General features: G+C 68.2%; 18 protein-coding genes. 4 read left to right on the top strand and 14 right to left on the bottom strand.

Annotated elements, in window-relative coordinates:
• Window positions 1-5 precede the first annotated feature (5 nt).
• Window positions 6-491 carry a hypothetical protein gene (locus FDA38_RS36350; protein ID WP_137258717.1) on the top strand — a complete coding sequence of 162 codons (486 nt, stop codon included), beginning with the start codon at window positions 6-8 and terminating at the stop codon, window positions 489-491.
• On the opposite strand, the gene FDA38_RS36345 is transcribed toward FDA38_RS36350, so the two are convergent.
• The 4 genes from FDA38_RS36345 to FDA38_RS36330 form a co-directional block, all read right to left on the bottom strand.
• Window positions 440-3,367, bottom strand: a complete 2,928-nt coding sequence (locus FDA38_RS36345) for a sugar-binding protein (RefSeq protein ID WP_137258716.1) — start codon at window positions 3,365-3,367, stop codon at window positions 440-442. The genes FDA38_RS36350 and FDA38_RS36345 overlap by 52 nt on opposite strands.
• 441 nt (window positions 3,368-3,808) lie before the next feature.
• The gene (locus FDA38_RS36340; protein ID WP_137258715.1) at window positions 3,809-5,563 is read right to left on the bottom strand and encodes an ABC transporter ATP-binding protein; all 1,755 of its coding nucleotides are present in this window, start codon (window positions 5,561-5,563) and stop codon (window positions 3,809-3,811) included.
• A complete protein-coding gene (locus FDA38_RS36335) occupies window positions 5,560-7,314 on the bottom strand; it encodes an ABC transporter transmembrane domain-containing protein (protein WP_202878008.1) in 1,755 nt (584 codons plus the stop codon). Before FDA38_RS36335 ends, FDA38_RS36340 begins: the two co-directional genes overlap by 4 nt.
• A gap of 95 nt (window positions 7,315-7,409) precedes the next feature.
• A complete protein-coding gene (locus tag FDA38_RS36330) occupies window positions 7,410-8,285 on the bottom strand; it encodes a helix-turn-helix transcriptional regulator (protein WP_137258714.1) in 876 nt (291 codons plus the stop codon).
• A 168-nt stretch (window positions 8,286-8,453) separates the two neighbouring features.
• Between FDA38_RS36330 and FDA38_RS36325 the strand changes: the two genes are divergently transcribed.
• Entirely contained in the window at window positions 8,454-8,975 is a 522-nt protein-coding gene (locus FDA38_RS36325; protein WP_137258713.1) for a VOC family protein, read from the top strand.
• Entirely contained in the window at window positions 8,972-11,059 is a 2,088-nt protein-coding gene (locus FDA38_RS36320) for a hypothetical protein (protein ID WP_137258712.1), read from the top strand. Before FDA38_RS36325 ends, FDA38_RS36320 begins: the two co-directional genes overlap by 4 nt.
• Here FDA38_RS36320 and FDA38_RS36315 read toward each other — a convergent pair.
• From FDA38_RS36315 to FDA38_RS36300, 4 genes are read right to left on the bottom strand one after another with little or no spacing between them, the layout of a single operon-like run.
• On the bottom strand, window positions 11,041-12,438 hold the full coding sequence (locus tag FDA38_RS36315; protein WP_137258711.1) for an NAD(P)H-hydrate dehydratase: 1,398 nt from the start codon (window positions 12,436-12,438) through the stop codon (window positions 11,041-11,043). The two genes, FDA38_RS36320 and FDA38_RS36315, sit on opposite strands and share 19 nt — an antisense overlap.
• 2 nt (window positions 12,439-12,440) lie before the next feature.
• A complete protein-coding gene (locus FDA38_RS36310) occupies window positions 12,441-12,791 on the bottom strand; it encodes a holo-ACP synthase (protein ID WP_130441349.1) in 351 nt (116 codons plus the stop codon).
• Window positions 12,792-12,801: 10 nt separating this feature from the next.
• The gene (locus FDA38_RS36305) at window positions 12,802-13,806 is read right to left on the bottom strand and encodes a LacI family DNA-binding transcriptional regulator (protein WP_233715138.1); all 1,005 of its coding nucleotides are present in this window, start codon (window positions 13,804-13,806) and stop codon (window positions 12,802-12,804) included.
• 32 nt (window positions 13,807-13,838) lie between these two features.
• Window positions 13,839-15,674: an alpha-glucuronidase gene (locus FDA38_RS36300; RefSeq protein ID WP_137258709.1), complete on the bottom strand. Its 1,836-nt coding sequence runs from the start codon at window positions 15,672-15,674 to the stop codon at window positions 13,839-13,841.
• A 121-nt stretch (window positions 15,675-15,795) separates the two neighbouring features.
• On the opposite strand from FDA38_RS36300, the gene coaA reads away from it, so the two are divergent.
• A complete protein-coding gene (coaA, locus tag FDA38_RS36295; protein ID WP_137258708.1) occupies window positions 15,796-16,749 on the top strand; it encodes a type I pantothenate kinase in 954 nt (317 codons plus the stop codon).
• Here coaA and FDA38_RS36290 read toward each other — a convergent pair.
• Genes FDA38_RS36290 through FDA38_RS36265 form a run of 6 tightly spaced genes read right to left on the bottom strand, consistent with a single transcriptional unit; the run spans window position 16,730 to window position 23,728 of the window.
• Complete coding sequence (locus tag FDA38_RS36290; protein ID WP_137258707.1) at window positions 16,730-17,971, bottom strand: MFS transporter; 1,242 nt, start codon at window positions 17,969-17,971, stop codon at window positions 16,730-16,732. The genes coaA and FDA38_RS36290 overlap by 20 nt on opposite strands.
• Before the next feature lie 43 nt (window positions 17,972-18,014).
• Window positions 18,015-19,280: an aminotransferase-like domain-containing protein gene (locus FDA38_RS36285; RefSeq protein WP_137258706.1), complete on the bottom strand. Its 1,266-nt coding sequence runs from the start codon at window positions 19,278-19,280 to the stop codon at window positions 18,015-18,017.
• Window positions 19,262-20,338, bottom strand: a complete 1,077-nt coding sequence (locus FDA38_RS36280; RefSeq protein WP_137258705.1) for an alpha-hydroxy acid oxidase — start codon at window positions 20,336-20,338, stop codon at window positions 19,262-19,264. The genes FDA38_RS36285 and FDA38_RS36280 overlap by 19 nt, the downstream gene beginning before the upstream one ends.
• On the bottom strand, window positions 20,331-21,242 hold the full coding sequence (locus tag FDA38_RS36275) for an alpha/beta hydrolase (protein ID WP_137258704.1): 912 nt from the start codon (window positions 21,240-21,242) through the stop codon (window positions 20,331-20,333). The genes FDA38_RS36280 and FDA38_RS36275 overlap by 8 nt, the downstream gene beginning before the upstream one ends.
• A 4-nt stretch (window positions 21,243-21,246) precedes the next feature.
• A complete protein-coding gene (locus FDA38_RS36270; RefSeq protein ID WP_137258703.1) occupies window positions 21,247-22,446 on the bottom strand; it encodes a cytochrome P450 in 1,200 nt (399 codons plus the stop codon).
• A 1-nt stretch (window position 22,447) separates the two neighbouring features.
• Window positions 22,448-23,728, bottom strand: a complete 1,281-nt coding sequence (locus FDA38_RS36265) for an SGNH/GDSL hydrolase family protein (protein ID WP_137258702.1) — start codon at window positions 23,726-23,728, stop codon at window positions 22,448-22,450.
• Between the last annotated feature and the right edge of the window lie 133 nt (window positions 23,729-23,861).

The following is a 23,861-nucleotide window of genomic DNA, read 5'->3' as shown; positions in this document are numbered from 1 at the left end:
GGCAAGTGGGTGAGGAACACTGGACAGGTCTGGTGATCGCACCGGACGACCGGTTGGACAACGACTTACTACTCGCCATAACTCTCGCGACCGGGAGCACCTTCATTTGTGTCGGCCGCGACGACCTCGGCATCGTCTATCAGGCCGGGTCCGAACGAATCATCGAGGTCGAGTGCGCCGACGTCGGCGCCAAGGCTCTCTTCCTCCGCACCCGCTCCTTCGAGCGGACGTCGGCGATCATCGACAGCATCAAGCGCCACACCCGCACCTGGACCGAGCAACAGCTGCGTACCCAGCTCGAGGACGCCCTGACGGACGACCCCTACGCGCTGGTTTCGTTGCTCATGGCAACCGGTGGCCTGCCGCCGCAAACCGCCACGTCGGACCTGCTGCTGCGGGCGTTGGAGCACCCGAGCGAGCAGGTCCGGGAGGCGGCGGACTATGCGATCCGGATATCGAAGGCCTGGACCTCGTTTCGCGTTGTCTCGTAGGAGACCAGCAGGTGGCCGTGGTCCTTCAGTTGGGTGCGTTGGGCCGCGGTCAGCGGGATCGTCCAGTGCTGGACGCCGCGGGTGATCGCCTGCGTCTTCTGGTTGACCAGGTGGCCGCTCATGTTCGGGGACCACGGTGGGGTGGCGCCGTCCGTGATGGCGCACGGGGTGAAGCCGTAGTCCGGTGGCGGGTCGGTGGTGCAGGACGTTGTCCACACCGGGATCGCGTTGATGTCACCGCTCGTCAAGAACGCCCTCGCCGTACCGGTCCCCTTCGACGAGGTGACCAGATCGACACCGGTCGGGCGGACCTTGCTCGACAGGATCTTGAGGTCGTCGGTCGGGACTCGACCCGAGATCGGTACGCCGTTTCGCGCCGATTGCGCGATCGTCTGCGGCGACAGGGCACCGTTGAGGTTCGGGTTCGAGACGTTGGGCGGTGTCGGGGTGGTCGGGCGATCAGCCGGCGGGGTGTAGCCGGGGAGCGTCGCGAGGCCCCAGCGGTACGGGTCGGACTGGACGGACCCGAGCGCCGACCATGCCAGTCGCGTGCTCATGTCGATATGCCGCAACGTCGTCGTACCAGGAGCTGACGTGTCGTCGTTGTCGTACGGCGTGATGTTCAGGCCGAGCCGTGACGGGTCGACGGCGGCCGGGAGGTCGGCGAGCGGGATCTTGACCTCGAGGTCGTACCCGCCACCGGCGTACGCGTGCGGCACGGTCGTCTCGTTGCTGCCGACCCACTGCGCCGTCGATGCGACCTGGACGCCCGGTGCGTTGCCCGTGTCGAGGGCGCCGCTCGAGTAGCCCTGGTGGTTGTCCGCGTCGCGTTCCCAGCACGGCGCGCCGCTCTGGGTGAACGGGAAGATGCCGAGCTTGAACGTGTTCGCCGTGTCCTTCAGCGCCTCGGACGCGTTGCCGCGCGGGTCGAGCAGGATCTCGACGGAGTCGGCCTGCCAGTGGCCGACGCATTCCGCCGGGGTCACGGCGTACGACTGGTAGTCGTCGCGGACGTGGATGAAGAAGTACAGCGCGTCGTCGGACCAGCTGACCTTCGCCGTACTGCCTTCTCCTGTTGAGGAAACGCCGCAGTCGTCGACGCCGGTGCAGGTCGCCGCGCCCTGCCAGATGCGGCCGAGGTCGAGGGTCTGGCCCGGGTACTCGCCCGGCTCGGCCTTGCCGTCGACCACCGGCGTCGCCTGCGGGATGACGGTGGTCGGTACGAGCGTGAGAGTCAGTGTCTCGGTGCCGGTCGCGGTGTGGATCGGGATGCTGACGTTCTGCTGGGCGGGCAGGGTCGTGTCGGTGTTCGTCAGCTTGAACGTGACGGTCTGGTCGGCGCCGGGCTGCACGTCGTACGGCTTGGACGTCGCGTCGATGGTGAAGTCCGGTGGCAGGTCGAGCGAGACCGCGCCGGTCTGCTGGGTGGCGGACCAGTTGTGCACGACGACCGGGATGTCGATCGTCTGGCCGATGCCCATCGACTGGATCGCCTGCGAGCGCCCGAGGCGGTTGGCCTGCGGGGCGGTGTTCTGCAGCCACTGGTCGTACTCCGCCCAGTTACCCCAGCGCTGGAAGCGTCCCTCGGCGGCGGCGACGATGCGTACGACGTTGTCGGTGTAACCGGTCGCGTGCTTGGTGGTGTAGAGCGCGGAGATCTTCGAGTTCTGGTCGACGGTCGCGTTGGCGGCCGGGGTCACGGTGAAGGTCAAATCCGCGGACGGCTTGTCCTTGACCTGCTGCGGTGCGCTGACCGACCAGCCGGCCGGTACCGTCAGCGCGACGTTGCCCTTGGCAAGCTTTCCATGGGGTGCCTTCAGGTGGACGGTCGCCTGGAAGGGCTCACCGGCGACGTTGTAGAAGCGGCTGAAGGTGATGTACTCGAGGGTGCCGAGCGGGAGGCCGCCCGGGTCCGGCTTCTTCGCGCCGAACAGGATCGCGTCGTCCCGGCCGGACGCGGCGTTGCTGTTCGGCTGGAACGGTACGAACGACTCGGTCATGCCGAAGCGCGGGCACGCCGGGACGGAGACGCCCTTGTACATCACGCGGCTCTGGGTCGGGTACGCCGCGCGTCCCTCGTCGGCCACCTGCTGCCAGATCTTCGGCGTACCGGCGGTCTGCGCCTGCGAGTTGCCGGCCGGCCAGGTGTACGGCGAGTTGTAGCCGGTCCACACGCCGGCGACGGTGTCGAGGCCGGTCGGGGTGAATCCGGTGGTGCAGTTCGCGGCGGTCGTCGTACCGCCGGTGCCTGTGGTGCTGCCGCCGGAGAAGACCTTCTTCACCTGCCAGGTGCTGAGCGCGTGCGGGCCGGTGAGTTGCTCCGGGAACATGTTCGGGTCGGCGGCGGCGAGTACGCCTTCCCAGATCAATCTGCCGGCCTGCTGGTGGTTACCGTGACCGGCCGCGAGCGTCGGCGTGAAGCCGATGTAGATCTCGGGCTGCGTCTCGCGGATTACGCGGGTGACGCGTCGGAGCGTCTCCTGCTCGTCCCAGAAGTACTGCGTCAGCGGCGCGCTCTGGTTGTAGAAGAAGTCGATCCGGTCGAGGTTGAAGATGTCGACGGTGCCGGAGCGGTAATGCGCGACGCGGTCCTCGTTCTCCCGGCGCAGGCCGAGATCTGGTCCGAGCTCGTTGCCGGCTGCGTTCCCGCCACCCTCACCGCGGGTGACCTGGATGACGCCACACTTCACGCCGTACAACTGATGCCACACCCCACACGGCCCGATGATGCTCGTGTCGTCGTCGGGATGGGCCCACTCCCCCATCACATCGATCTTCGTCCGCGCATCCGCGACGTACTGATGCGGTTGCGCAACAGCCGGCACAGGCAGAACGGCCAGCAGGACAAGCACGACAAACCCCACAAAACGCTTCACGTGCACACTCCAAAGGCGGCGGAGGCACCAGCAAGAACAGTCCTACGTCCGGTGAGGTGCCCCGCGCAACAGGAATCGCGCGCCTGCCCATGCGGTACTGCGGTCAGCCCCCGCGTGCTCCGCAGGCGCTCCCCTCATCGCTCCGCTCCTCAGCCGCACCAGCTGCGCCCGCTCCCACCCACCCCCCGGCTTATCGCCGGTACGTCCTTTCCGGCTATCGCCGGACCGGCGGGCTGCCGCCCGCACCCGTGCGCGCTGCCGCGCGTCGACCGCCGTGTGATGCGGCCTGCTGCTCGTGCCTGACTGGAGCTCGACCCGCAGCGTGCCGTTCCCGCAGCTCTCGGCGGAGTCTGCCGGCTGCAGCCCCCGGAGTGCGCGCTGCCGGGCCTCAGCCGCCTCGTGACGCCACTTGCTCGTGGTGCGGCTTTAGCAGGCGGGTGTTTACGGACTGTTGGGTTCTGCGTGCCAGGTTTGCCAGAGTTGGCCGTAGGGGCCGTTGGTGGTTACTAGGGTTTGGTGGGTGCCTAGCTCTACTAGGTGGCCGGCTTCCATGACGGCGATTCGGTCGGCGTCGTGGGCGGTTTGTAGGCGATGGGCTATTGCGATGACCGTGCGACCCCGTAGTACAGCGGCCAGGGAGCGTTCGGTTTGGCGGGCTGTTTTGGGGTCCAGGAGGGCGGTTGCCTCGTCGAGGATGAGGGTGTGGGGGTCGGCCAGGACGACTCTTGCCAGGGAGAGTTGTTGGGCGCTGGCGTCGTCGAGGGTGGTTTCTTCGCCGAGCTCGGTGTCGAGGCCGTGGGGTAGGTCGTTCCACCAGGTGGCGCCGACGGCGGTCAGTGCGGCGTGGAGTTCGTCGTCGGTCGCGGTTGGTTTTGCGATGAGGAGGTTGTCGCGGACGGTGTCGTGGAAGACGTGGTGGTCCTGCGTGATCAGTACGACGTGCTCGCGCAGCTGATCCGGCGGCAGGTCGGCAACCGGCGTACCGCCGATCGTCACCGACCCGATGTGCGGCCGGTCGAGACCGGCGAGCAGACGTGCGAGGGTCGACTTCCCGGCTCCGGAGGTTCCGACGATGGCCAGCCGTTCGCCGGGCTGCACGACCAGATCGATCCCGTGCAGTACGTCGCGAGCGCCCGTGTAGCTGTAGTGAGCGTTGTCCACCCTGATGCGGTCGCCGGCGACGCTCTCGACCCGCGGGGTCAGCTCAGCTTCGGGGATGTCCGCGAGGCCTTCGACCCGGGCGTACGACGCTCCGGCGCCTTGCAGCTGTTCGATCCAGAGCATCAACGTGTCGAGCGGGCCGACGAGTTGGCGCAGGTACACCGTTGCCGTCACCACGACGCCGAGGCTGACCAGGTCATGCGCGTAGAGCGCGCCCCCGATCAGCAGCACTCCGACCACCGGCAGCGCCAGCGCGATCTCCGACCAGGGAAACAGAACAGTCCGCAGCCACAGCGCGGCCAGACGCGCGGACCGCGCTTGGGTGATGGAGGCTTCCGCGGCCTCCGTACGGCGGCGTTCCAATCCGAGCAGCTCGACCGTACGGGCGCCCTTCGCCGTACTCGCGACAACATCGGCGATCTCTGCACCAGTCGAGGCGACGGCCAGGTAGACCGGTCGCGCACGTCGTACGTACCAGCGAACCGCCGCGCCGACGCCCAGCAAGCACACGAGCCCGCACAACCCGAGCCGCAGATCCAGGAAGAGCACCGCGACGATGAGGAACAGAGCATGGACGGTCGCCACGAGAACCTCAGGCACAGCAGATCGCAGCGTCAGCGCGACGAGCGATGCATCCGTGCTTCCCCGGGAGATCAGATCGCCCGTCGGAAGATGATCCGCGACTCGCGGGGGCAGCGCGAGGGTCCGCTGCAAGAAGCGTTCGCGTACCCGCGCCGCCGTACGCTCGCCGAACCGATAGCCGATCTTGAGCGCCCACCACGCGAGCACGGTCTGTACGACGGTGAACAGCAGCGCGCCGAACGCGAGCCGATCCACCGCGCTGAGCACGTCGCCGGAGCCGGCCCGGATCGTGTCGATGATGCGACCGAGCAACCATGGACCGACCAGGCCCGCCGCGGCCGCAAGCCCGTTGACCAGGACGACGCCGACCACCGAACGACGGTCCGCGCCCAAGTCGCGGATCAACGCAGCGCGTACTTCGGCGGGACCCGCGACCGGCAGTTGCGTACTCATTGGTCATCACCCTGGGCCCGCGATACGAGGTCGCGATAGTAGGGATCGCTGCGCAACAGTTGCGCGTGCGTTCCGACCGACGACACCTTGCCGTCGACCAGAACGATGACGTCGTCAGCGCGGTCCAGTACGAGCGGCGACGTAGTCGTGATGACCGTGGTCGTGTCGCGCCGTACTTCGCGGATCCGGTCGATCATCGCCGCCTCTGTGTTCGCGTCGACGGCAGAGGTCGGCTCGACGGCGAGCAGCACGTCGGGTGTTGCGTAGATGGCGCGGGCGAGCCGGATTCGTTGCCGCTGGCCACCGGACAGATCTGTCCCACCGGCGGCGATCGTCGCGTCCAGACCACCGGGGAGCGCCTCGACGATGTCCTCGGCGACGGCGACACGAAGCGCCGTACGAATCCTCTCGTCGTCAGGCTCGATGCGTCCGGCAACAACATCCCGAACGGTTCCGGCGAACACTTCCGCATCATTGTCAGCGACAACCAAACGGCGCCTGAACTCCTCGCGGGCGGGCTCGTCGATCTCCATACCTGCTTGGGAATCGGTGTGCACCTGCCCGAGCCGCTCGATCACCCCGATCGCCTCAGCCGGACGCGCGGTGACCAATGCCGTCAGAGCGCCGGGCTTGATGATCACCCCCGAGACGGTGTCGACCAACGGGACCGTACCGATCGCCGCAGGATCGCCATCGTTGCGTCGAGCAACTGGCAGGTTGAGCAGGTTGATGATTCGTTGCCCTGCCACCCGAGCGCGGGCGATATCCCCGCCACCCTCGATGAAGAACGACACGGGTACGACGAGCACTGCGACGTACCCGTAGACGGCGACGACATCGCCGATCGTGATCTCGCCTGTTGCCGCCATCCGCGCCGACAGCCAAACGACCGCGGCGAGGAAGAGCGCGGGCAGGCCGGTCGACAACGCAACAACCCAACTGGTCGGCCCGGCGACGCGGTAGCCACGTCGTACCAATCGCTGTGACTGGTCTTGATAGCGCTCGGCGACGAACTGCTTGCCGCCGAGGCCGTTGAGGACGCGTAGTCCGGCGAGTACGTCGACCAGCCGGATCGTCAATCGTCCTTGGTGCACGCGGTATTCGCCGCCGGTGCGTTCGATGCGCTGCAGGAACGGGCCGACGGCGATGGCGAGCAGCGGTACGCCGGCGAGAACCACGGCGGCGAGCAAGGGGTTGATCGTGAACAGTACGACCGCGACAACGGCGTACGCGATGACCGCGCCGACGCCGGGGCCGGTGACGGTCAGCGCCATGGCGACCGTGTACACGTCGGCCATTCCGACCGTCACCACCTCGCCGGCGCTCACCCGCCCTGACAACGAGGCGCCCAAGCGGGAGGTGTGCCACACCGTGGCACGGACCGCGCGGAACGACGCGTCCATCCTGACCTTGGTCATCGTCCGATGCCGCGCGATCCCGAGCAGCGCGTTCATCACACTGACGGCCAGCAGGAGCAGAGCCCAGCCGACCAGAGCCGAGGTGTCATCGGCCACGAGTCCGTCGTCAACAGCCCGGGACAGCACCCACGGCGGCACAGTCAACCCGACTGTCCACACGGTCCCCAGCACCGCACCCCACACGATCCGCCGCGGCTGCGACCGAGCAAGCCAGTACAGCAACCGCATCGGACTCGCCAGATCCCCGGCCCCCGGCGGGGCCCACGTCTCGGCCATCCGATCCAGCCATCGACGTACAGCCGCCTTCCCCCGCGGTCCACCGTCGCTGGCCATGCCCAGATCCTTTCAGCATTACCCGCTCATCTTCGACTTTGTGACCGCATTCACAAGGTCGGCAATGCGAAGACGGCGCAGAAGCACCTGCCGATCTACTGGTGGTCGACCCGCTTGGCGGAGTCAGGTTCCATCGGGGTGGCACTCCAACTGGACAGCAGCGCGAGTTTCTCCTCCGACGGGGAGCCCTTGTCGGCGGTGTAGACGATCACCGTCTGACCGTTGTCACCCGGCAGCGGAAGCGCCTGGTAGTTGAGCTGCATCTCGCCGACGGCCTCGTGGAAGAACCGCTTGATGCCGTGTGTGTGCTCGAACAGCCGGTAGTCGGCCCAGAACCTGACGAACTCCGGCGAGGCCACACTCAGCTCACCGACCAACTCGGTGAGCCGTTCGTTGCAGACACCGGCGACCGCCGCGGCCCGCAGGATCGCGACCGTCTCGGCGGCGATCTTCGCCCAGTCCAGATAGATCTGCTTCGGTCGAGGGTCGAGGAACATCCAGCGCGCGAGGTTGCGCTCCCGGATCGGCATCGCGTCGAAATCGTCGAGGAGCGCCTTGGCGGCGTGGTTGATACCGAGTACTTCGAGGTGCGGACCGAGGATCACCGCCGGCACCGGATCGAGCGCGTTGATCATCGCGAGCGCGGCGGGCCGTGCCTTGACCAGAGGGGGACGGCGGCGGGGGTGGACGCTGTCGGAGCTGAGCAGGGACCGGAGGTGCTGGCGCTCCAGCTCATCCAGCCGCAGCGCGTCCTCGATCGAGGCGAGCACCTGTTCCGAGATGTTGCCGACCCGGCCCTGCTCGAGTTTCACGTAGTAGTCGACGCTGACCCCGGCCAGGATCGCGACCTCTTCGCGTCGCAGTCCCTTGACCCGGCGGTGCGTCTGCGAGGGCGGCAGGCCGACATCCTCCGGCGTCAGTGACGCCCGCCTGGAGGTGAGAAAGTCGCGCAACTCGCGACTGCCGTGCATGTCCACCATTATGGCGTCGATCGACCCCGGTGGCGCGGGCGAAGGTGGCTCGCTCAGTACCAGGTGGCGGCGTACCAGGTATCCCCTTCTGCCGGCGGTCCGCGGCGGCTCCAATCGAGATATCGACCGGTCGCACCGTGCGACCGGCACTGCTCAAGGACCTCTCGGATGCCACTACCCGCAGCCCCGGCGATCATCACCTCCTCGCCGTTCTCCTCGATGCGCGGCCATCACGCCGCGATCCGCTACCCCGACTTCGAGGCGGCCCGTTCGTTCTGGGTCGACACGATGGACTGGCGGATCCTGCAGATCTGGCCGTACGGCGACCTGACGCTCGCCTATGTCATGCCGCCCGAACAGAACGACTTCCACCTCGAGATCCTGGCCGGACCCGGCGCCCGCGCCCAGACGATCTTCCCCGATGTCGATGCCAGCCTGGCCTCGCCGGGCTTCAACCACGTCTGCCTGTCCGTCGATTCGGTCGACGACACTCTCGCGGTACTGCGCGAGCGCGGCGTCGATGTCGTCAATCCGCCGTTCGAAATGGCCGACATCAGCGCTCGACTGGCTTTCTTCCGCGACCCGTGGGGGAACATGTTCGAGCTTTCCGAGCGCATCGGCCCGGACGATCACGGGGCGATCTTCGCCCGCCCGTTGGCAGGCTGGCTCGATTCCACGGAGACATCATGAAGCGGTACTCCGGGTTGGACGACGAACGCGACGACGTACCCGTAACGCAGCTCGGTGCCGGGCACAGCGGCGAGGAGCTGACGCTGGCGTCGGCGTGGGAAGCGATCAGCGGTGTCGGGTGCACCGACCAACTGCTCGACTGGCCGCCTGACGTGTTCGCGCTCACCAATGTGCTGCTCGATCGCACGGAGGCCTTCCGCTTCGCGCTGTCGCCGCCGGCGGGGGCGCAGTGGCCGCCGGCCGGCGCCGATGACTGGTCCGATTCCGTGGTGACCGCGGGCCGGGAGTGGAGCGCATGGGTCGAGGATCCTCGCGACCCTGTGCCGGCCGGGCTGGCCGAGGAATGGGCCATCGTGCTGAAGCACGCCGACGTACCGTTGGCCGATCTGGCGGCGGGCCGCGATTGGCGGGTCTGTCAGGCGCTGTTGTCGTTGCATGCCATGGCCGACGAGGCGTGCGCGGGGCTCGGGCGCGCCACCGAACGCGCTGAGGGACCGGGCGCCAGGTACCGCGCTCGGGCGCGGGAGTGGCTGGCCCGGACGGGATCCCTGGCGCGGGTAGCGCCGCGGCGCGTACGGGTGTTGCCCAAGGTTCGTACGCCGCCGAGCGGCCGGACCGCGTTCTCCCGGTACGCCTGCGTCCAGGGCGCCGGACTCGAGGCGAGCTGGCACAAGATGCCGGTCCGGCATCTTGGGACCGATCCGCGGGCGGAGTACGTCAACTTGTTGTTGCTGCCGTGGCCGTTGCGGATCCGCGCGTCCGACTTCCGCGCCGTGGAGGGATCGGTGCAGTGGCAGGAGCGCGACCCGTTCGGATTCTTCGAGTTCGCGCCCACCGAGCGACTCGACCTGGACCTGGTGGATCGTGTCCTCACCGCTGCGTTGGACGAGGTCGACGACGTCGATGTCGTCGTACTGCCGGAGGCCGCCATCGACGAGACCGAGATCGAGGGGCTCGAGACTGTCCTGAGCCGGCACGGGGTCAGCTACCTCACGGCCGGGGTTCGGCAACGCTCACCAGGTCCGGGGCAGCTCCCGCGCAACGGGGTGCATATCGGCGTCGAGCCGAGGCTGCGCAAGGCCGCGGGACCGTCCGACGGCCCTGACCGGCAGTGGTTCCACATCCGCCAGGACAAGCACCATCGGTGGGCGCTCGACGCGAACCAGATCGCGCAGTACCACCTCGCCGGCGCCCTGCACCCGCAGGTGCAGTGGTTGGAGACGATGGCCGTACCGCCGCGGTCGCTGCAGTTCGTGTCGGTCGGCGAGGAGATCACGATCGTCTCGCTCGTGTGCCAGGACCTGGCCGAGACCGACGAGATCGCCGACGTCATCCGGTCCGTGGGACCGACCGTGGTGCTCGCCGTATTGCTCGACGGACCGCAGCTGGCCTCTCGCTGGGCCGCGCGGTACGCGAGCGTCTTCGCCGACGATCCGGGGTCGAGTGTTCTGACGCTGACGTCGTACGGCATGGCGCAGCGGAGCCGGCCGCCCGGGCGTGAGGCCTCTCCGATCGTGGCGCTGATGAAGGAGGCGGACCAGGAGTACCGCGAGATCCCGCTTGAGCCGGGCGCGCAGGCGGTGCTGCTGACGGCCAGCGGGTCGCGGGCGACCCGGCGTACGGTCGATGGCCGTCGGCCTGTCGACACCGGCACGCATTACACCGGGGCCGCCGTCCATCAGATTCGCGCCGTCGAGGCGGGCTCGAGACCAACCGAGGTCGTGGCTCCGCTGCCGCGGGTGCTCGATATCGACGACGTCACGATTCTGACCGGGTGGGCGGAGGCGGTGGCGGAAACCCTCGCCCATGCTCCCGAGCGGATCCCGGCGCTGATGGCTGATCTCCGGCCGGGCGCACCCTGGCGGTCCGAGTTCGGAGTCCCGGAACCGTCGGCAGAACTCGCCGGTGCGCTCGAGTCGCTCGACCGGGTGATGCGCGAGGCCGGTGCGCCGACGTACGACGCGATGTTGACCGCCGTCCGTGAGGACCGCCCAGGCGAACAGCCGTTGGACGCCCTCGTACGGACGGTCCTCCGATCAACGCTGGAACAACGCCGTTCCCGAGGTCAGCTGCGTAGCAGGTAGCGCGTGGCTTCAGGGAGGGCGGCGGCTACCGAAATCGCGGTGGTGGGGCCGGAGGAGGAGGCGAGGTTGGCGGCTGCGGCGTGAAGGTAGGCACCGAGGCTGGCGGCATCCAGTGGAGAGAGGCCGCCGGCCAGGAGGGAGCCGCAGAGGCCGGCGAGTACGTCGCCGGCTCCTGCGGTGGCTAGCCAGGGGGTGGCGTTGGAGTTGACGCGGACTTGGCCGTCGGGGGCGGCGATGACGGTGGTGGCGCCTTTGAGGAGGACGGTGACGTCGTAGCGTTCGGCGGCCAGGCGGGCGTGTTTGAGGCGTTCGGCCTCGACGGTGGCTCGGTCCACGTCCAGGAGGCGGGCTAGCTCGCCGGCGTGAGGGGTGGCCAGTACGTCGACGTGGTCGCCGGAGTCGTCGAGTGCCTTCAGGCCGTCGGCGTCGAGGACGACCGGCTCCTCGGCGTCGAGGAGTTCACGGATGCGGGGGATGTCGAGTTCGTCGCCCAGGCCGGAGCCGATCGTCCAGGCCTGTACGCGGCCGTTGCCGGCGACGATCTCGGGATGGGCGGCGCGGACGGCTTCTGCGACGGGGTCGGGGCCGACGTACCGGACCATGCCGACCGGGCCGCCGAGGGCGCCGGCGGTGGCGATGACGGCGGCGCCTGGGTACTGCGTTGAGCCGACCATCAGGCCGAGTACGCCGCGGGAGTACTTGTCGGACTCGCCGTGCGGGACCGGGTACAGGTGGCGGATGTCGGCGGCCTGGAGGGACTCGACCTCGGCGGGCGGGAGGTCGAGGCCGATCTCGACGAGGTGGACCGGGCCGCAGGCGGTGGCGGCGGGGTCGATGAAGTGGCAGATCTTGTGGGTGCCGAAGGTGACGGTGAGGGCTGCGTTGACGTGCGGCTCGGGGGTCTCGCCGGTGTCGACGTCGACGCCGGACGGGGTGTCGACGGCAACAATCGGTACGTCGAACTGCTCGGCCAGCTGGACCGCCGCGAGAGCGTCCGGGCGGAGACCGGGCCGCCCGCCGATACCCACGATGCCGTCGATCACGACGTCGGCGCCCCGGATGTCCTCGACCGAGCCGACGCGACCGCCGCACATCTTGAGCGCCTCGAGGCCCTCGGCATGCGCCTTGTCGGACAGCAGTACAGCGGTGACCTGGGCGCCGCGGCGTGCGAGTCGGGCGCCGGCGTACAGCGCGTCGCCGCCGTTGTCGCCGGAGCCGATCAGGAGGACGACGCGGGCGCCGTACGTGCTGCCAAGGAAGTTGCTGATGGCAACTGCTAGCCCGGTGGCGGCCCGCTGCATCAACGTGCCCTCGGGGAGGCGGGCCATCAGGTCGGCCTCGGCGGCGCGGACCTGCTCGACGGTGTGCGCGCTGCGCATGGTCAGCCCTCCAGGATCACCACGGCCGAGGCGATGCCCGCGTCGTGGCTGAGCGACAGGTGCAGGTTCTGTACGCCGAGCCGCGACGCCTGCGCCGCCACGGTCCCGCTGATCTCCAGCCACGGCCGGCCGGTCTCGTCGGTCTGTACTTCGGCGTCGTGCCAATGCATGCCCGCGGGAGCGCCGAGCGCCTTGGCCAACGCCTCCTTGGCCGCGAACCGAGCCGCCAGCGAGGCCGGCGGCTTCACCGCCTCGAGCGGTGTGAACACCCGCTCCCGCAAATTCGGGGTCCGCTCCAACGTCCGCATGAACCGATCCACGTCGACCACATCGATACCCACGCCGACGATCATGCGGGCCAGCCTAACCCCGGGGTTCAGCCGTGGAGTCGCGGACTCTCATGTCCACCGCCAGGTCCAGGCGGAGCGCGGTAGGTGTCCGGCCGCGGGACAGGTCGAGGACCACGCGGGCCGCGAGCTCGGCCATCTGGTGGAGTGGTTGGTGGACGGTGGTCAGGGCGGGCGTGACGAACTGGGCGACCGGGAGATCGTCGTACCCGACGACGGACAGGTCCCGCGGGACCTCCAGCCCGAGTTCGCGCGCGGCCTGATAGACGCCGAGCGCCTGCATGTCGCTACCGGCGAAGATCGCGGTCGGTCGATCGGGCAGCCGCAGCAGCGCGAGCGCCTCGCGGTACGCGCCGCCGACCTCGAAGTTGCCGTACCGGATCAACGACGGGTCGACCTCCACACCGGTCGACCGCAGAGCGTCCGTGTAGCCGTCCACGCGCTGCCGCGAGCAGAGCGTCTCGATCGGTCCGCCGATCATCGCGATCCGGGTGTGGCCGAGTGTGCGGAGATGGGCCGTGGCCATCCGGCCGCCGCTCCAGTTCGCCGAGCCGATCGACGGTACGTCGTCACCCACGTCCCCGACCGGATCGACGACCACGAACGGGATCCCTCGCGCCTCCAACTGCGCGCGCTGGTCCGCGTCGAGGTCGGAGAACACCATGATCACGCCGAGCGGCCGCCGGTTCAGCACCGATTCGATCCATTGCTGGCGCGGCCGCAGCGCACCACCGCACTCCGACAGCACGAGCTCGACACCCTCGGCGCGAGCGACCTCCTCGACGCCGCGGATCAGCTCCATCGCCCATTCGCCGCCGAGCTGGTTGAACACCAGGTCGATCATCGGGCTGGCCGCCGTCCCCGGGCTCCGGCGTCGGTAGCCGTACTCCTGGATCAGGCTCTCGATCCGGGCTCGGGTCGCCTCGGCTACATCCGCGCGGCCGTTGAGCACCTTGGAGACGGTCGGCACCGACACGCCGGCCTCTTCCGCAATTTTCGCAATGGTCGGTCGCTCGCTCACCACACCCCCTGGCTCGAAACTTTCGAGCCAGCTTAGCGGTGGATCGTGCGGCCGTGGGTATCCGGTACGCCGCTGAGCCGGTAGAAGAACGTGTTGACCTGGTCACGCCACTCCCGCGCGTTCGCCAACTGCGCCTCGAACCGGGCCGTGATGTTCTCCCGTACGACGGGTTCGAACCGCTCGGCGATCACCCGCCAGCGCGCCACCATCGCCTCCACCTCGGCGTACCCCTGGAAGTGGGTGTCGTAGATGTGCTGCAACACCGTGCTGCCGTTGTGCAGTACGTGGTCATAGGCAACGTGATGGAAGAACAGCAGCAGTTCGTCGGGACAGGTGGTGAGGTCTTCGTACGTGCCGGCGAGCGGCTCCGGGTACTGCCCGGTGAAGCCTGACCCGGTCTTCACGGTCCGATCGACGCCGACGCCGTATCGATCCGCGAAGTGATAGGTCCCCCGCGCGGAGTACTCGTATCCGTTGACGCTCGGCCCGTAATGCGTTTCCGGCGTGACCATGAACCCGACGCCCAGCGGCGCGGTGTAGCGCTCGTACGTCCGCCACGAACCGGACATGATTGTGACCAGCTCGCTCCGCGTCCGGTCGTCCATTGCGAACGTTGCCGCGGCCCACTCGTGCAGCAGGCTGACCGGATCCGCATGCGGCTCCCACGCCAGCCGGCCGAACGCGTAGAGGTTGCTCTGGGCAAGTTTGTGGCCGGTCCAATTGGGGTCGTCGCCAACGTTGGAGACGGCAACGATCGCGCCGATGCGGTCGGCAACCGTCGTACCGCCGCCACCAGAGGTGTCAAACTGCAGGATCTCTCGCCACCATGGCGCGAGGTAGCAGAGGTCCTGCTGCTGGCCGGAGTACTCCTGCGTCACCTGCAGCTCGAGCGCGAACACGGTCTCCTGCAGCTCGCCGAGCAGCGGCGACACCGGCTCGCGGACCTGGAAGTCCGTCGGTCCGTGCTTGACCTGCAGTACGACGTTCTCCTCGAAGCGCCCGTCGAGCGGGATCAACTGGTCGTACGCGGCCCGCGCGCGATCCGTGCTGCGATCACGCCAATCATGCTTCTGCTCGCCGGCGTACCGCCAGAAGACCGTCCCGCCGTACGGCGCGACCGCCCGCGCGAGCAGGTTCGCGCCCTCGGGATCGCGGCCCGCCCGCACCACGAGCCCGCCGAAGTCCGGTACGGCGTCGTACACGCGACTGATCGTGGCCGACCACCAGCGAGCCACCCGCTCGTCGAACGGGTCGTCGGTGAACTCGACCGAGAGGCTGACCGCGATCCCGTACTCGCGGAACACGCCCGCCAGGCGAGCCACCTCGGGCAGGTCGGCGTTGGCGAGTCCGACCGCGTTGATCCCGATCGACGCCAGCAGGCGCGCGTACGCACGGACCCTGGTGAGATCGGGCACCACGCTGCCGTCGCGGAAGAATATCGAGCGACCTGAGTACCCGCGTTCGACCACACCGGACAGCTGATCCCAGTGGTCCAGCATCCGGATCGGTACGGCCGGCTGCTCGACGACGGTGAAGTCGCCGGTCATCCACTCGAAGTACCGGAGCAGGTAGAAGTAGCCGTAGAGCAGTCCGTGTCCGCCCTCGGCCGCAACGACGAGATCGTTGCCGCGTCGTACCACCACGAACCCTTCGACGCCCAGACCGTGCTCAGGTACGGCGGCCTCGACCTCGCGCCACAACGGGGTCTCACGGACACGCGTCATGGTGCACACGGCAACTTGTACGTCGGCGGGAACGCGGCGCGTCTGCCGGAGCTCGGCACGGATCGTCTGAGCCAGCGCCCCGGAGGCATGGACAGTCACCTCGGGGAGCCGCTGCGTACCGAGCCAGGCGGAGTCGTCGGTCATCGGTCGGTGATCATTCCACACCAGGCGGTCACCGAAAGTTTCGAACCCGTACCGCGGTTGAGACAAAGCCCACGTCGGCCCGATGTGGGTGCATTCCGTGCCGGTGGGAAGAATGGGCCACATGCTGCAGCCGTCGCGGGAGGTGACTCCCTACACCGAGCTCGACCGGGCCACCTGGGCGCAACTGGCCGAGACCACGGTCTCCCCGCTGACGGCGGACGAGGTCGAGCGGCTGCGCGGTCTCGGCGACGAGATCGACATGGACGAGGTCCGCGAGGTGTACCTGCCGCTGTCGCGGATCCTCTCGCTGTACGTCCGGCACGCCCGCGCGCTGCACGCCGACACCGAGAGCTTCCTCGGCAAACCGGCCGCGACCCGCACCCCGTTCGTGATCGGCATCGGCGGATCGGTTGCCGTCGGCAAGTCCACGACCGCGCGTCTGCTGCGCGAACTGCTGGCCCGCTGGCCCGAGCACCCGCGGGTCGCGCTGGTCACCACCGACGGCTTCCTCTGGCCGAACGCCGAGCTCGAGCGGCGGAATCTGATGCAGCGCAAGGGATTCCCGGAGTCGTACGACCGCAAGGCGCTGCTGCGCTTCGTGGTCGAGGTCAAGTCGGGCATGGACGCGGTCGAGGCGCCGGTCTACTCGCACCTCCACTACGACCGCATGCCCGGCGTACGCACCACCGTCGAGCAGCCAGACATTCTGCTGCTCGAGGGGCTCAACGTCCTGCAGCCGGCGCCCCGGCACGCGGACGGGAAGAGCGGTCTCGCGGTCAGCGACTTCTTCGACTTCTCGGTGTACGTCGATGCCGCCGCCGACGACGTCCGCTCCTGGTACGTGGCGCGCTTCCTCAAACTCTGGGAGACGGCGTTCCGCAACCCCGAGTCGTACTTCGTCCGGTACGGCGAGCTGAGCCGCCAGGAAGCGATCAAGAAGGCGGAGTCGCTCTGGGACGGCATCAACGGCCCGAACCTGCGCGAGAACATCCTCCCGACCCGCTCTCGCGCGACCCTGGTCCTCCGTAAGGGCCCTGACCACGCGGTCCGCTGGGTCAGGCTGCGGAAGCTCTAAGCGCCGGTACGACGGCTACCGCGACGACTGCGGCGGTCAACGCGAACGCGACCGAGAAGCCGACGCCGCCCACGACCGCGCCGAAGATCAGCGCGCCGGCGCCCCAGCCGCCGTCGTACGCGAGGTTCCAGAGCGCGCTGACCTGGCCGTAGCGGGAGCGGTCGACGCGGTTGTACATCAGGGTCAGGGTGAGGTTCTGCGCGGCGCCGAAGCCGATGCCGAAGCAGGTCGAGCCGATCAGGATCGCGACGGCGCTCGGGAGGAAGACGAGGGATCCGGCGCCGACTGCAGCGAGGATCAGAGCGGGGGCGAGCAGCTTCGCGGGGCCGACCCGGTCGGCGTAGCGACCGGCTAGCCAGCGGGCGATGGGTGCGGCGATCGCCTGTAGGAGAAGGGCTGTGGCGATGAGTGACTGCTTGTCGCTGGCAACCGCTAGCGGCAGGAAGGTGACGCTGATGCCTGCGGCAACAGTCACCGCAGCGAAGATCAGGGTCGGGGTGAGGAGGCCGCTGCGTCGTACTCCGCCGAGGACCTTTACGTGCTGCTCTTCTTCGGCGTTCACGTTTGCGGGGAGACCGACCAGGGCGAGGAGGCCGGCCAGCGAGGCGATTGCGGCGAGGATGAACAGTGCGCCGAAGCCGATCACGTTGATCAGGTAGACGCCGAGCGGGAGGCCGATCACCGCAGGTACGCCGACGGCCACGCCGTACACACCGAGCGCCTCGCCGCGCCGGGTCGACGGGGTGAGGTCAGCGACAAGCGCGACCGCACCGACGACCAGGATCGCGAGGCCGGCACCGCGGACGATACAAACGGCGAGCACGAGCGGCAGCGCTGCGGAGGTGAGCAGGACCAGCGAAGGCGCGCCGAGAAGCACGAGCCCAAGTCCGAGGACGACCCGATATCCCCACCGAGCCAACATCCGCGGCACGAGCACCTCGACAGCCACTGCGGAGAACATCATCGCGGCGGTCGACAGCCCGGCACCCACGCCACCGGAGCCGTTCGCAGCCAGGTAGAGCGGGACGACCGAAGTCAGCAGATACATGCTCAAGCCTGAACCAAACACCATCACCAACAGACGCCCGAACTGACCGGTCAGCAACCGCTCCCCCGCGGGGGAGGAGGACGCCGCAGGTGCGGAGCCCGCCACAAGCGCGGACCCGGCGGGCGACGCGGCCGCGGGGAGCGGGTGGGTGGGGAGGTCGTAGGTGGTGGTCATGGGACTTACGCTAGAGAGATACCGGTCTCCGTTACAGATCCAGTTATGTGCCGTCCGAGAGGACCAGTTGGTCGGTGATGAAGGCGGCGAGCCGGTTCAGGGCGGCGTCGATCTGGGGCAGGGTGACTGCGCTGCAGGACAGGCGGAGGGCGTTGATCGGGGTGTCGCCGTCGTAGAAGTGGCTCATCGGGGTCCACAGGACGCCGTACTCGTGGGCCGACTTCTCCAGGAGGGTGTCGTCGACCGGGAACGGGACGGTGACGACGACGAAGAAGCCGCCGGCGGGGACGGTCCAGGTGATTTCGCCGTTCGGGAAGCGGGTGGCCAGGCCGTCGGTGATCGCCTGGAGGTTGGCCGCGTAGACCGCCCGCTCCCGTCGGTTGGCCGCGACGAGGCTGCAGTCGTTGGCCAGCAGCTTGCCGCCGACGACCGCCTGCGCAACCGGCGAGGTGTTCACCGTCAACATGCTCTTCAGCTTGGAGAGCTCATCAGCGAGCACACCCGCGCCAACCGTCTGATCCGCGACGACATACCCGACCCGCGCGCCCGGCAGACCGGTCTTCGCAAACGAGCCGAGGTAGATGACTCGTCGGGACATGTCGAGCGACTTCAACGTAGGGATGCGCTCATGACCCTCCGCCGGGAACAGCCCGTACGGGTTGTCCTCTAGGAGCAGGAGGTTCTCCCCAGCGGCCAGCTCGAGCAGCCGGCGGCGGGCCGACAAGTCCATGCTCAGCCCGGACGGATTGGCGAAGTCCGGCATCACATAGCACGCCCGCGGCCGCCGCCCCTCCGCACGGACCGACTTCAGCACGGTCGCGAGATCGTCCCCCTCCCCCACCGGTACAACGGGCAGGTCGACGAGCCGGGCCGCGCCGGTGATGCCGACGTACGTCGGGGAGATCGCGAGCAGCACGTCCTCATGGCCGGCACGGAGGGCGCGCAACGTGAGGACCATCGCCTCCTGGCAGCCGACCGTAACGACGATCGCCTCCGGATCGACGTGGATGTCTTCGTCGATCGCGAGGTTACGGGCGACCAGGTCCTGGATGATCCCCTTCGTCCGCCCGTACTGGAAGATCGTCCGCCGCACCGCGGCCTCGTCGTACCCCTGGTCCCGCAGGTACTGCGCGAACAGGTCGAGGTACCGATGCAGATCCTCGAGCGCGAAGAACTCCTCGGTCGGCCGACCCGCGGCGAGCGAGATCGCCTCCGGGTAGTGGTGCGAGACCTCGTTGAGGAAGTTCATCGAGTTCAGCGCCCGGTCGGTGAGCGAACCGTGCAGATCACTCAACTCCAGATCGGCCATGTCGCTCTCCCCACGCTCAGTTCCCGCACGGCGGCCAGATCCGCGCACCCCGCCAGCAGCATCGCGTCCCGCACCTCCCGCCCGAGCAACGCCAGCGCCTCATCCACGGCGTCCACAGCAAGGGCCCACAGCAACGGTCGCCCCACGAGTACGCCGGAAGCACCCGACGCGACCGCCTTCAGTACGTCCAGACCGCTCCGTACGCCGCTGTCCAGCAACACCACGCAATCCTTGCCGACCGCATCGACAACCGGACCCAAGGCATCGATCGACGCGATCGCCCCGTCCAGCTGGCGACCTCCATGATTCGACACCACAACGCCGTCGGCACCTATCTCAACCGCTCGACGAGCGTCTCGCGGATCCAGAATCCCCTTGATCACGAGGGGAATCGGACACAGCGACCGCAACCACTCCAGGTCCCGCCACGACACGGCGGGCTCGAAGACGGACGCGGTGTGCGCGGCCACCGCCGACACCCCCGGCACCGCGTCGTGCGCTTCTGTCACTTTGTCGACAAGGTTCTCCGGCGCGATGTCCGGCGGGAGCGCGAACTGGTTGCGAATGTCCCGCAATCGCCGACCCATCACCGGCACGTCGACCGTCACCATCAACGCGCCGCAACCGGCGTCCACCGCCCGCTCGACCAAGCTGGTCACGACCCGGCGGTCCCGCAGCCAATAGAGCTGGAACCAGGACGGCGCGACACCAGCGATCTTCTCGAGCGGGACGCTGCTCAGCGTGCTGATGGTGTACGGAATGCCCGCGCGCGAGGCCGCTGCCGCGAGGTGCAGCTCGCCCTCGGGGTGCAGGAGCTTCTGGTATGCCATCGGAGCAACCGCGATCGGAAGCTCCCACCGCGTGCCGAGAACCATCCAGGACGGGTTCGGCTTTGCCAGGCCGGTCAGGATGCGAGGGGTCAGCGTGATCGCGAAGAAGGCGGCGCGGTTGAGGCCCACCGTCTGCTCAAGACCGCTGCCGCCGGCAACGAAGTCGTACACAGCCGCGGGGAGAACGTCGCGGGCGAGCGGTTCGTAGTCGGCGAGTGACTCAGCCATCCGTGAAGATCCTGCCCAACCAGGTCGACGCCTCGCTCATCGCCTTCTTGCCTCCGTCGAGGATCCCGGACATCGCGAAGAAGCCGTGGACCATACCGTCGTACCGGCTGAGGGTGGTTGGTACGCCGGCAGCGTGGAGCTTCTCGGCGTAGTACTCGCCCTCGTCGCGCAGCGGGTCGTACTCGGCGGTGATCACCAACGCGGGCGGGAGGTTCGCGTGCGACTCCGCGAGCAAAGGTGAGGCCAGTGGATTGGTGCCGTCTGCGGGGTCCTTGAGGTAGTGCTTCCAGTACCAGTTCACCGATGTGTTGTTGAAGAGGTACGGGTCGGTGCCGGTGCGCATCGAGATCGTGTCGGAGCCGTAGAGCGTGTTCGGGTACACGAGCAACTGTCCCGAGATCGCAGGACCGTTGTTGTCGCGGGCAAGCAAGGTGACGGCCGCGGCAAGGTTGGCACCGGCACTGTCGCCGCCGACGACGAGGCGCGACGAGTCGTGCGCGGCGATCCACTTGACCGCTTCGTAGCAGTCGTGAACCGCGGTGGGGAACGGGTGTTCGGGCGCCAGCCGATAACCGACGGTGATGACCTGGCACGGTACGGCGTTCGCCAGCTTGCGACTGATGCCGTCGGCAGTGTCGATGCTGCCGAGCGTCCACCCGCCGCCGAAGAAGTACACCAGCGTCGGCAGCGGACCCGTCAGGTCGGGGCGATAGACCCGTAGCGGCAGGCCGGCGTCGGTCGTGATGTCCTCGACGTGATGAACCGGCTCGACCTCACCACCTGCGGCCCGGATCGAGGCCAGGTCCGCCTCCCGGGCCTCAGCCAGGGTCTGGGTGTACAGCTGCGGTACGTCGTTCGCCTCGCGTTCGGCGCGCATCGCCTCGACCTGCGGGTCCAACGGCATCGGTTCACCCCAATCGGATCGGCATGGACGCATGTCCACGCAGCAGCAGGCTGTGACTGCGAACCGGCTCCCCCGCCAGCTCGACCTGCGGGAATCGCTGGAACAACTGACCGAACGCCGCCCGCCCTTCCATCCGGGCAAGCCCCGCGCCGACGCAGTAGAACGGACCCGCACCGAAGGACAGGTGCTGCAGATCCACCCGGTCCGGATCGAACGTGTCGGCGTCCGGATGCTTGGCCGGATCCCGGTTAGCGGCGCCCGGCAGGATCAGCACCAAACTGCCCTCGGCGATCGTCTCGCCGCCCAGTTCGAGATCGACCGACGCCTTCCGGCTGATCAGCTGGACCGAGCTCTGGTGCCGCAGGATCTCTTCGACGCAGTCGGCCGCCCTGGCCGGTTCGTTGCGCAGGGCATCGACCAACTGCGGCTGGGCGAGCAGCAGCTCGAGTCCGTTCGTGAGCAGGTTCATCGTCGTCACGAAGCTGGCGTTGACCAGCACGAGCAGGTTGTCGATCAGCTCCTGTTCGGCAAGCTCCGAGTCCACCAGCGAACTGACCAGATCGTCACGCGGTTGGACCCGTCGGTCGGCGAGCATCCGCGCGTAGTAGTCGTTCAGCTCGTCCGCGGCCTGGTTCGCCGCAGCCAATCGCTCCGGCGCCTTGCCACCGAGGTCGAGGTAATCGTCGATGGCCTTGGTCCGGTCCCGGAACCAGCCCAGGTCCGATCGCGGGATGCCGAGGAACGTACCGATGACCGTGATCGGCAAGCGGTACGCGAAGTCGACGAAGTCGATTACCTGACCGTCCCGCCCGGCCTTCCCCAGGTCGTCGAGCAGCTCGGTCGCCAACGCCTCCACGACCGGTTCGAATCCGGTCAGCCGGCGCGGCGTCAGTACCGCCTGGAACACCTTGCGCATCCGCAGATGCTCCGGCTCGTTCTTGAACATCATCGACCCGCCGAGTCGGCGCAGTACCGAGTCGCGAGGGTCGGGGTCGGCCGTCAGCAGCCGGTGGAATCGCGTGTCCTTCAAGGCTTCCTGCGCCGCGTCGTACCCGTTCACGACGACGGCGTACGGCGAGGTGCCCGGCTCGAGGCGGCAGACCGGACCGATCCGATGCAGCTCCGCGAAGAGCGGCATCGGATCGCGACGGCCCTGCTCGGAGCCGAGGGCGGCGAGAATCTCGTTCGCACTCCGAGCAGCCATGTCAACGCACCAGGTTCAGCGGGACCGAGGCCGCCATCAGCTGGTAGCCGGCGTCGTTCGGGTGGATGTGGTCACCCGAGTCGATGTCCGCACGCAGCTTCGACGGCGCTGCCGGGTCGCGCACGACCTTGTCGAAGTCGAGCACGCCGTCGAACTCGTGGCTCGATCGCAGGTAGCTGTTCACCGCCTGCCGGGTGGCCTCCTTGGCCGGCGTCCAGCTGTCCGTGCCGGAGAGCCCTTCGAACGGCGTGATCGTCGTGACCAGGCTGCGGATGCCGCGCTCCTTGGCCTGCGCGTTGACCTGTCGCAACGCGCCGATGATCTCGGCGGCCGAGTCGTCGGACATCCAGATGTCGTTGATGCCGAGCTCGGTGATGACGGTGCGTACGCCGGTCTGCGCGAACACGTCCTCGTTCAACCGGGCCAGCGAGTTCACGCCGACCTCGCCGAAGCCGGGGAACGCCCCGTTGTCGGACGGTTCGGTGCCCTCGTGGTTGAGCCGGCTGCCGGCCAGACCCGCGTTCAGCACGCTCGGGAGCGGCTTGTGTCCGGCCGATGCGGCCAGTCGCTCGGCGAGCTGGTCCGGCCAACGGTTGTTGGCGTTCGGCGTGCTGTTGGTGCCGTCGCTGATCGAGTCGCCGAGTACGACGATCGAGCCGGCCGAGTCGTCGGTCTGGACGTCGACGCCGGACAGGAAGAACCAGCAGCAGCGACGCGTCGTCGGGTAGTTCACGCCGGTCGGGTCGCTGACCCGGTTGCCGGTGCCGACGAAGTTGTCCTGGATCGACGAACCGTGGAACGTCGTCGGGCCGGTGTTGTCCTGGAAGTACAGGCTGACAACAAGGTCGTCGAGGGTGCCGATCCGCAGGTTGACCGGGTCGCTCAGCAACTCGCTGCCCTTGACCATCGACGCGCTACCCGATCCGTTGAACGTCAACGTGCGCAGGGTTGCCGGGTCGATGTCCGACAGTTCCGGCGTCGCCTTGTTGGGCTTGGCAACGGTTGCGGCCGCGACCGTCACGGTCTTCTCGCCGTAGATGTTCGACAGCCGGACCCGGATCCGGTTGCCGCCGACGGTCGGGCGGATGTTCAACCGGACGCTCTGGTCGGTCAGCCCGAGGTTGGTCGAGCCGGTGGCGTCGCCGTGGGTGACCGCGGTCGCCCACGTACCGACCCACTCGGCGTCGTTGTGGCCGCTCAGACTCGAGCCGGCCAGGCTCGATCCGGCGAGAGTGAGGGCCGCGGTGACCGCAACCGCGCGCCAACTGCTGGAAATGGACATGAACTGACCTCCAGGCGGAATGGATGCGGACGGAACGTAATACGCCAGAAGGAATCCGGTCAATGAATCAGAATGCATTTCTTCCGGTCTTCGCGCAGGGGTTAGCGGACCGGTTCCGACCCCGAATCGCAGG

The organism is Kribbella jiaozuonensis, assembly GCF_005233875.1.
Lineage (GTDB): Bacteria > Actinomycetota > Actinomycetes > Propionibacteriales > Kribbellaceae > Kribbella > Kribbella jiaozuonensis.
The sequence above is the reverse complement of the archived record's forward strand: the minus strand, read 5'-3'. Positions and strand labels throughout refer to the sequence as shown.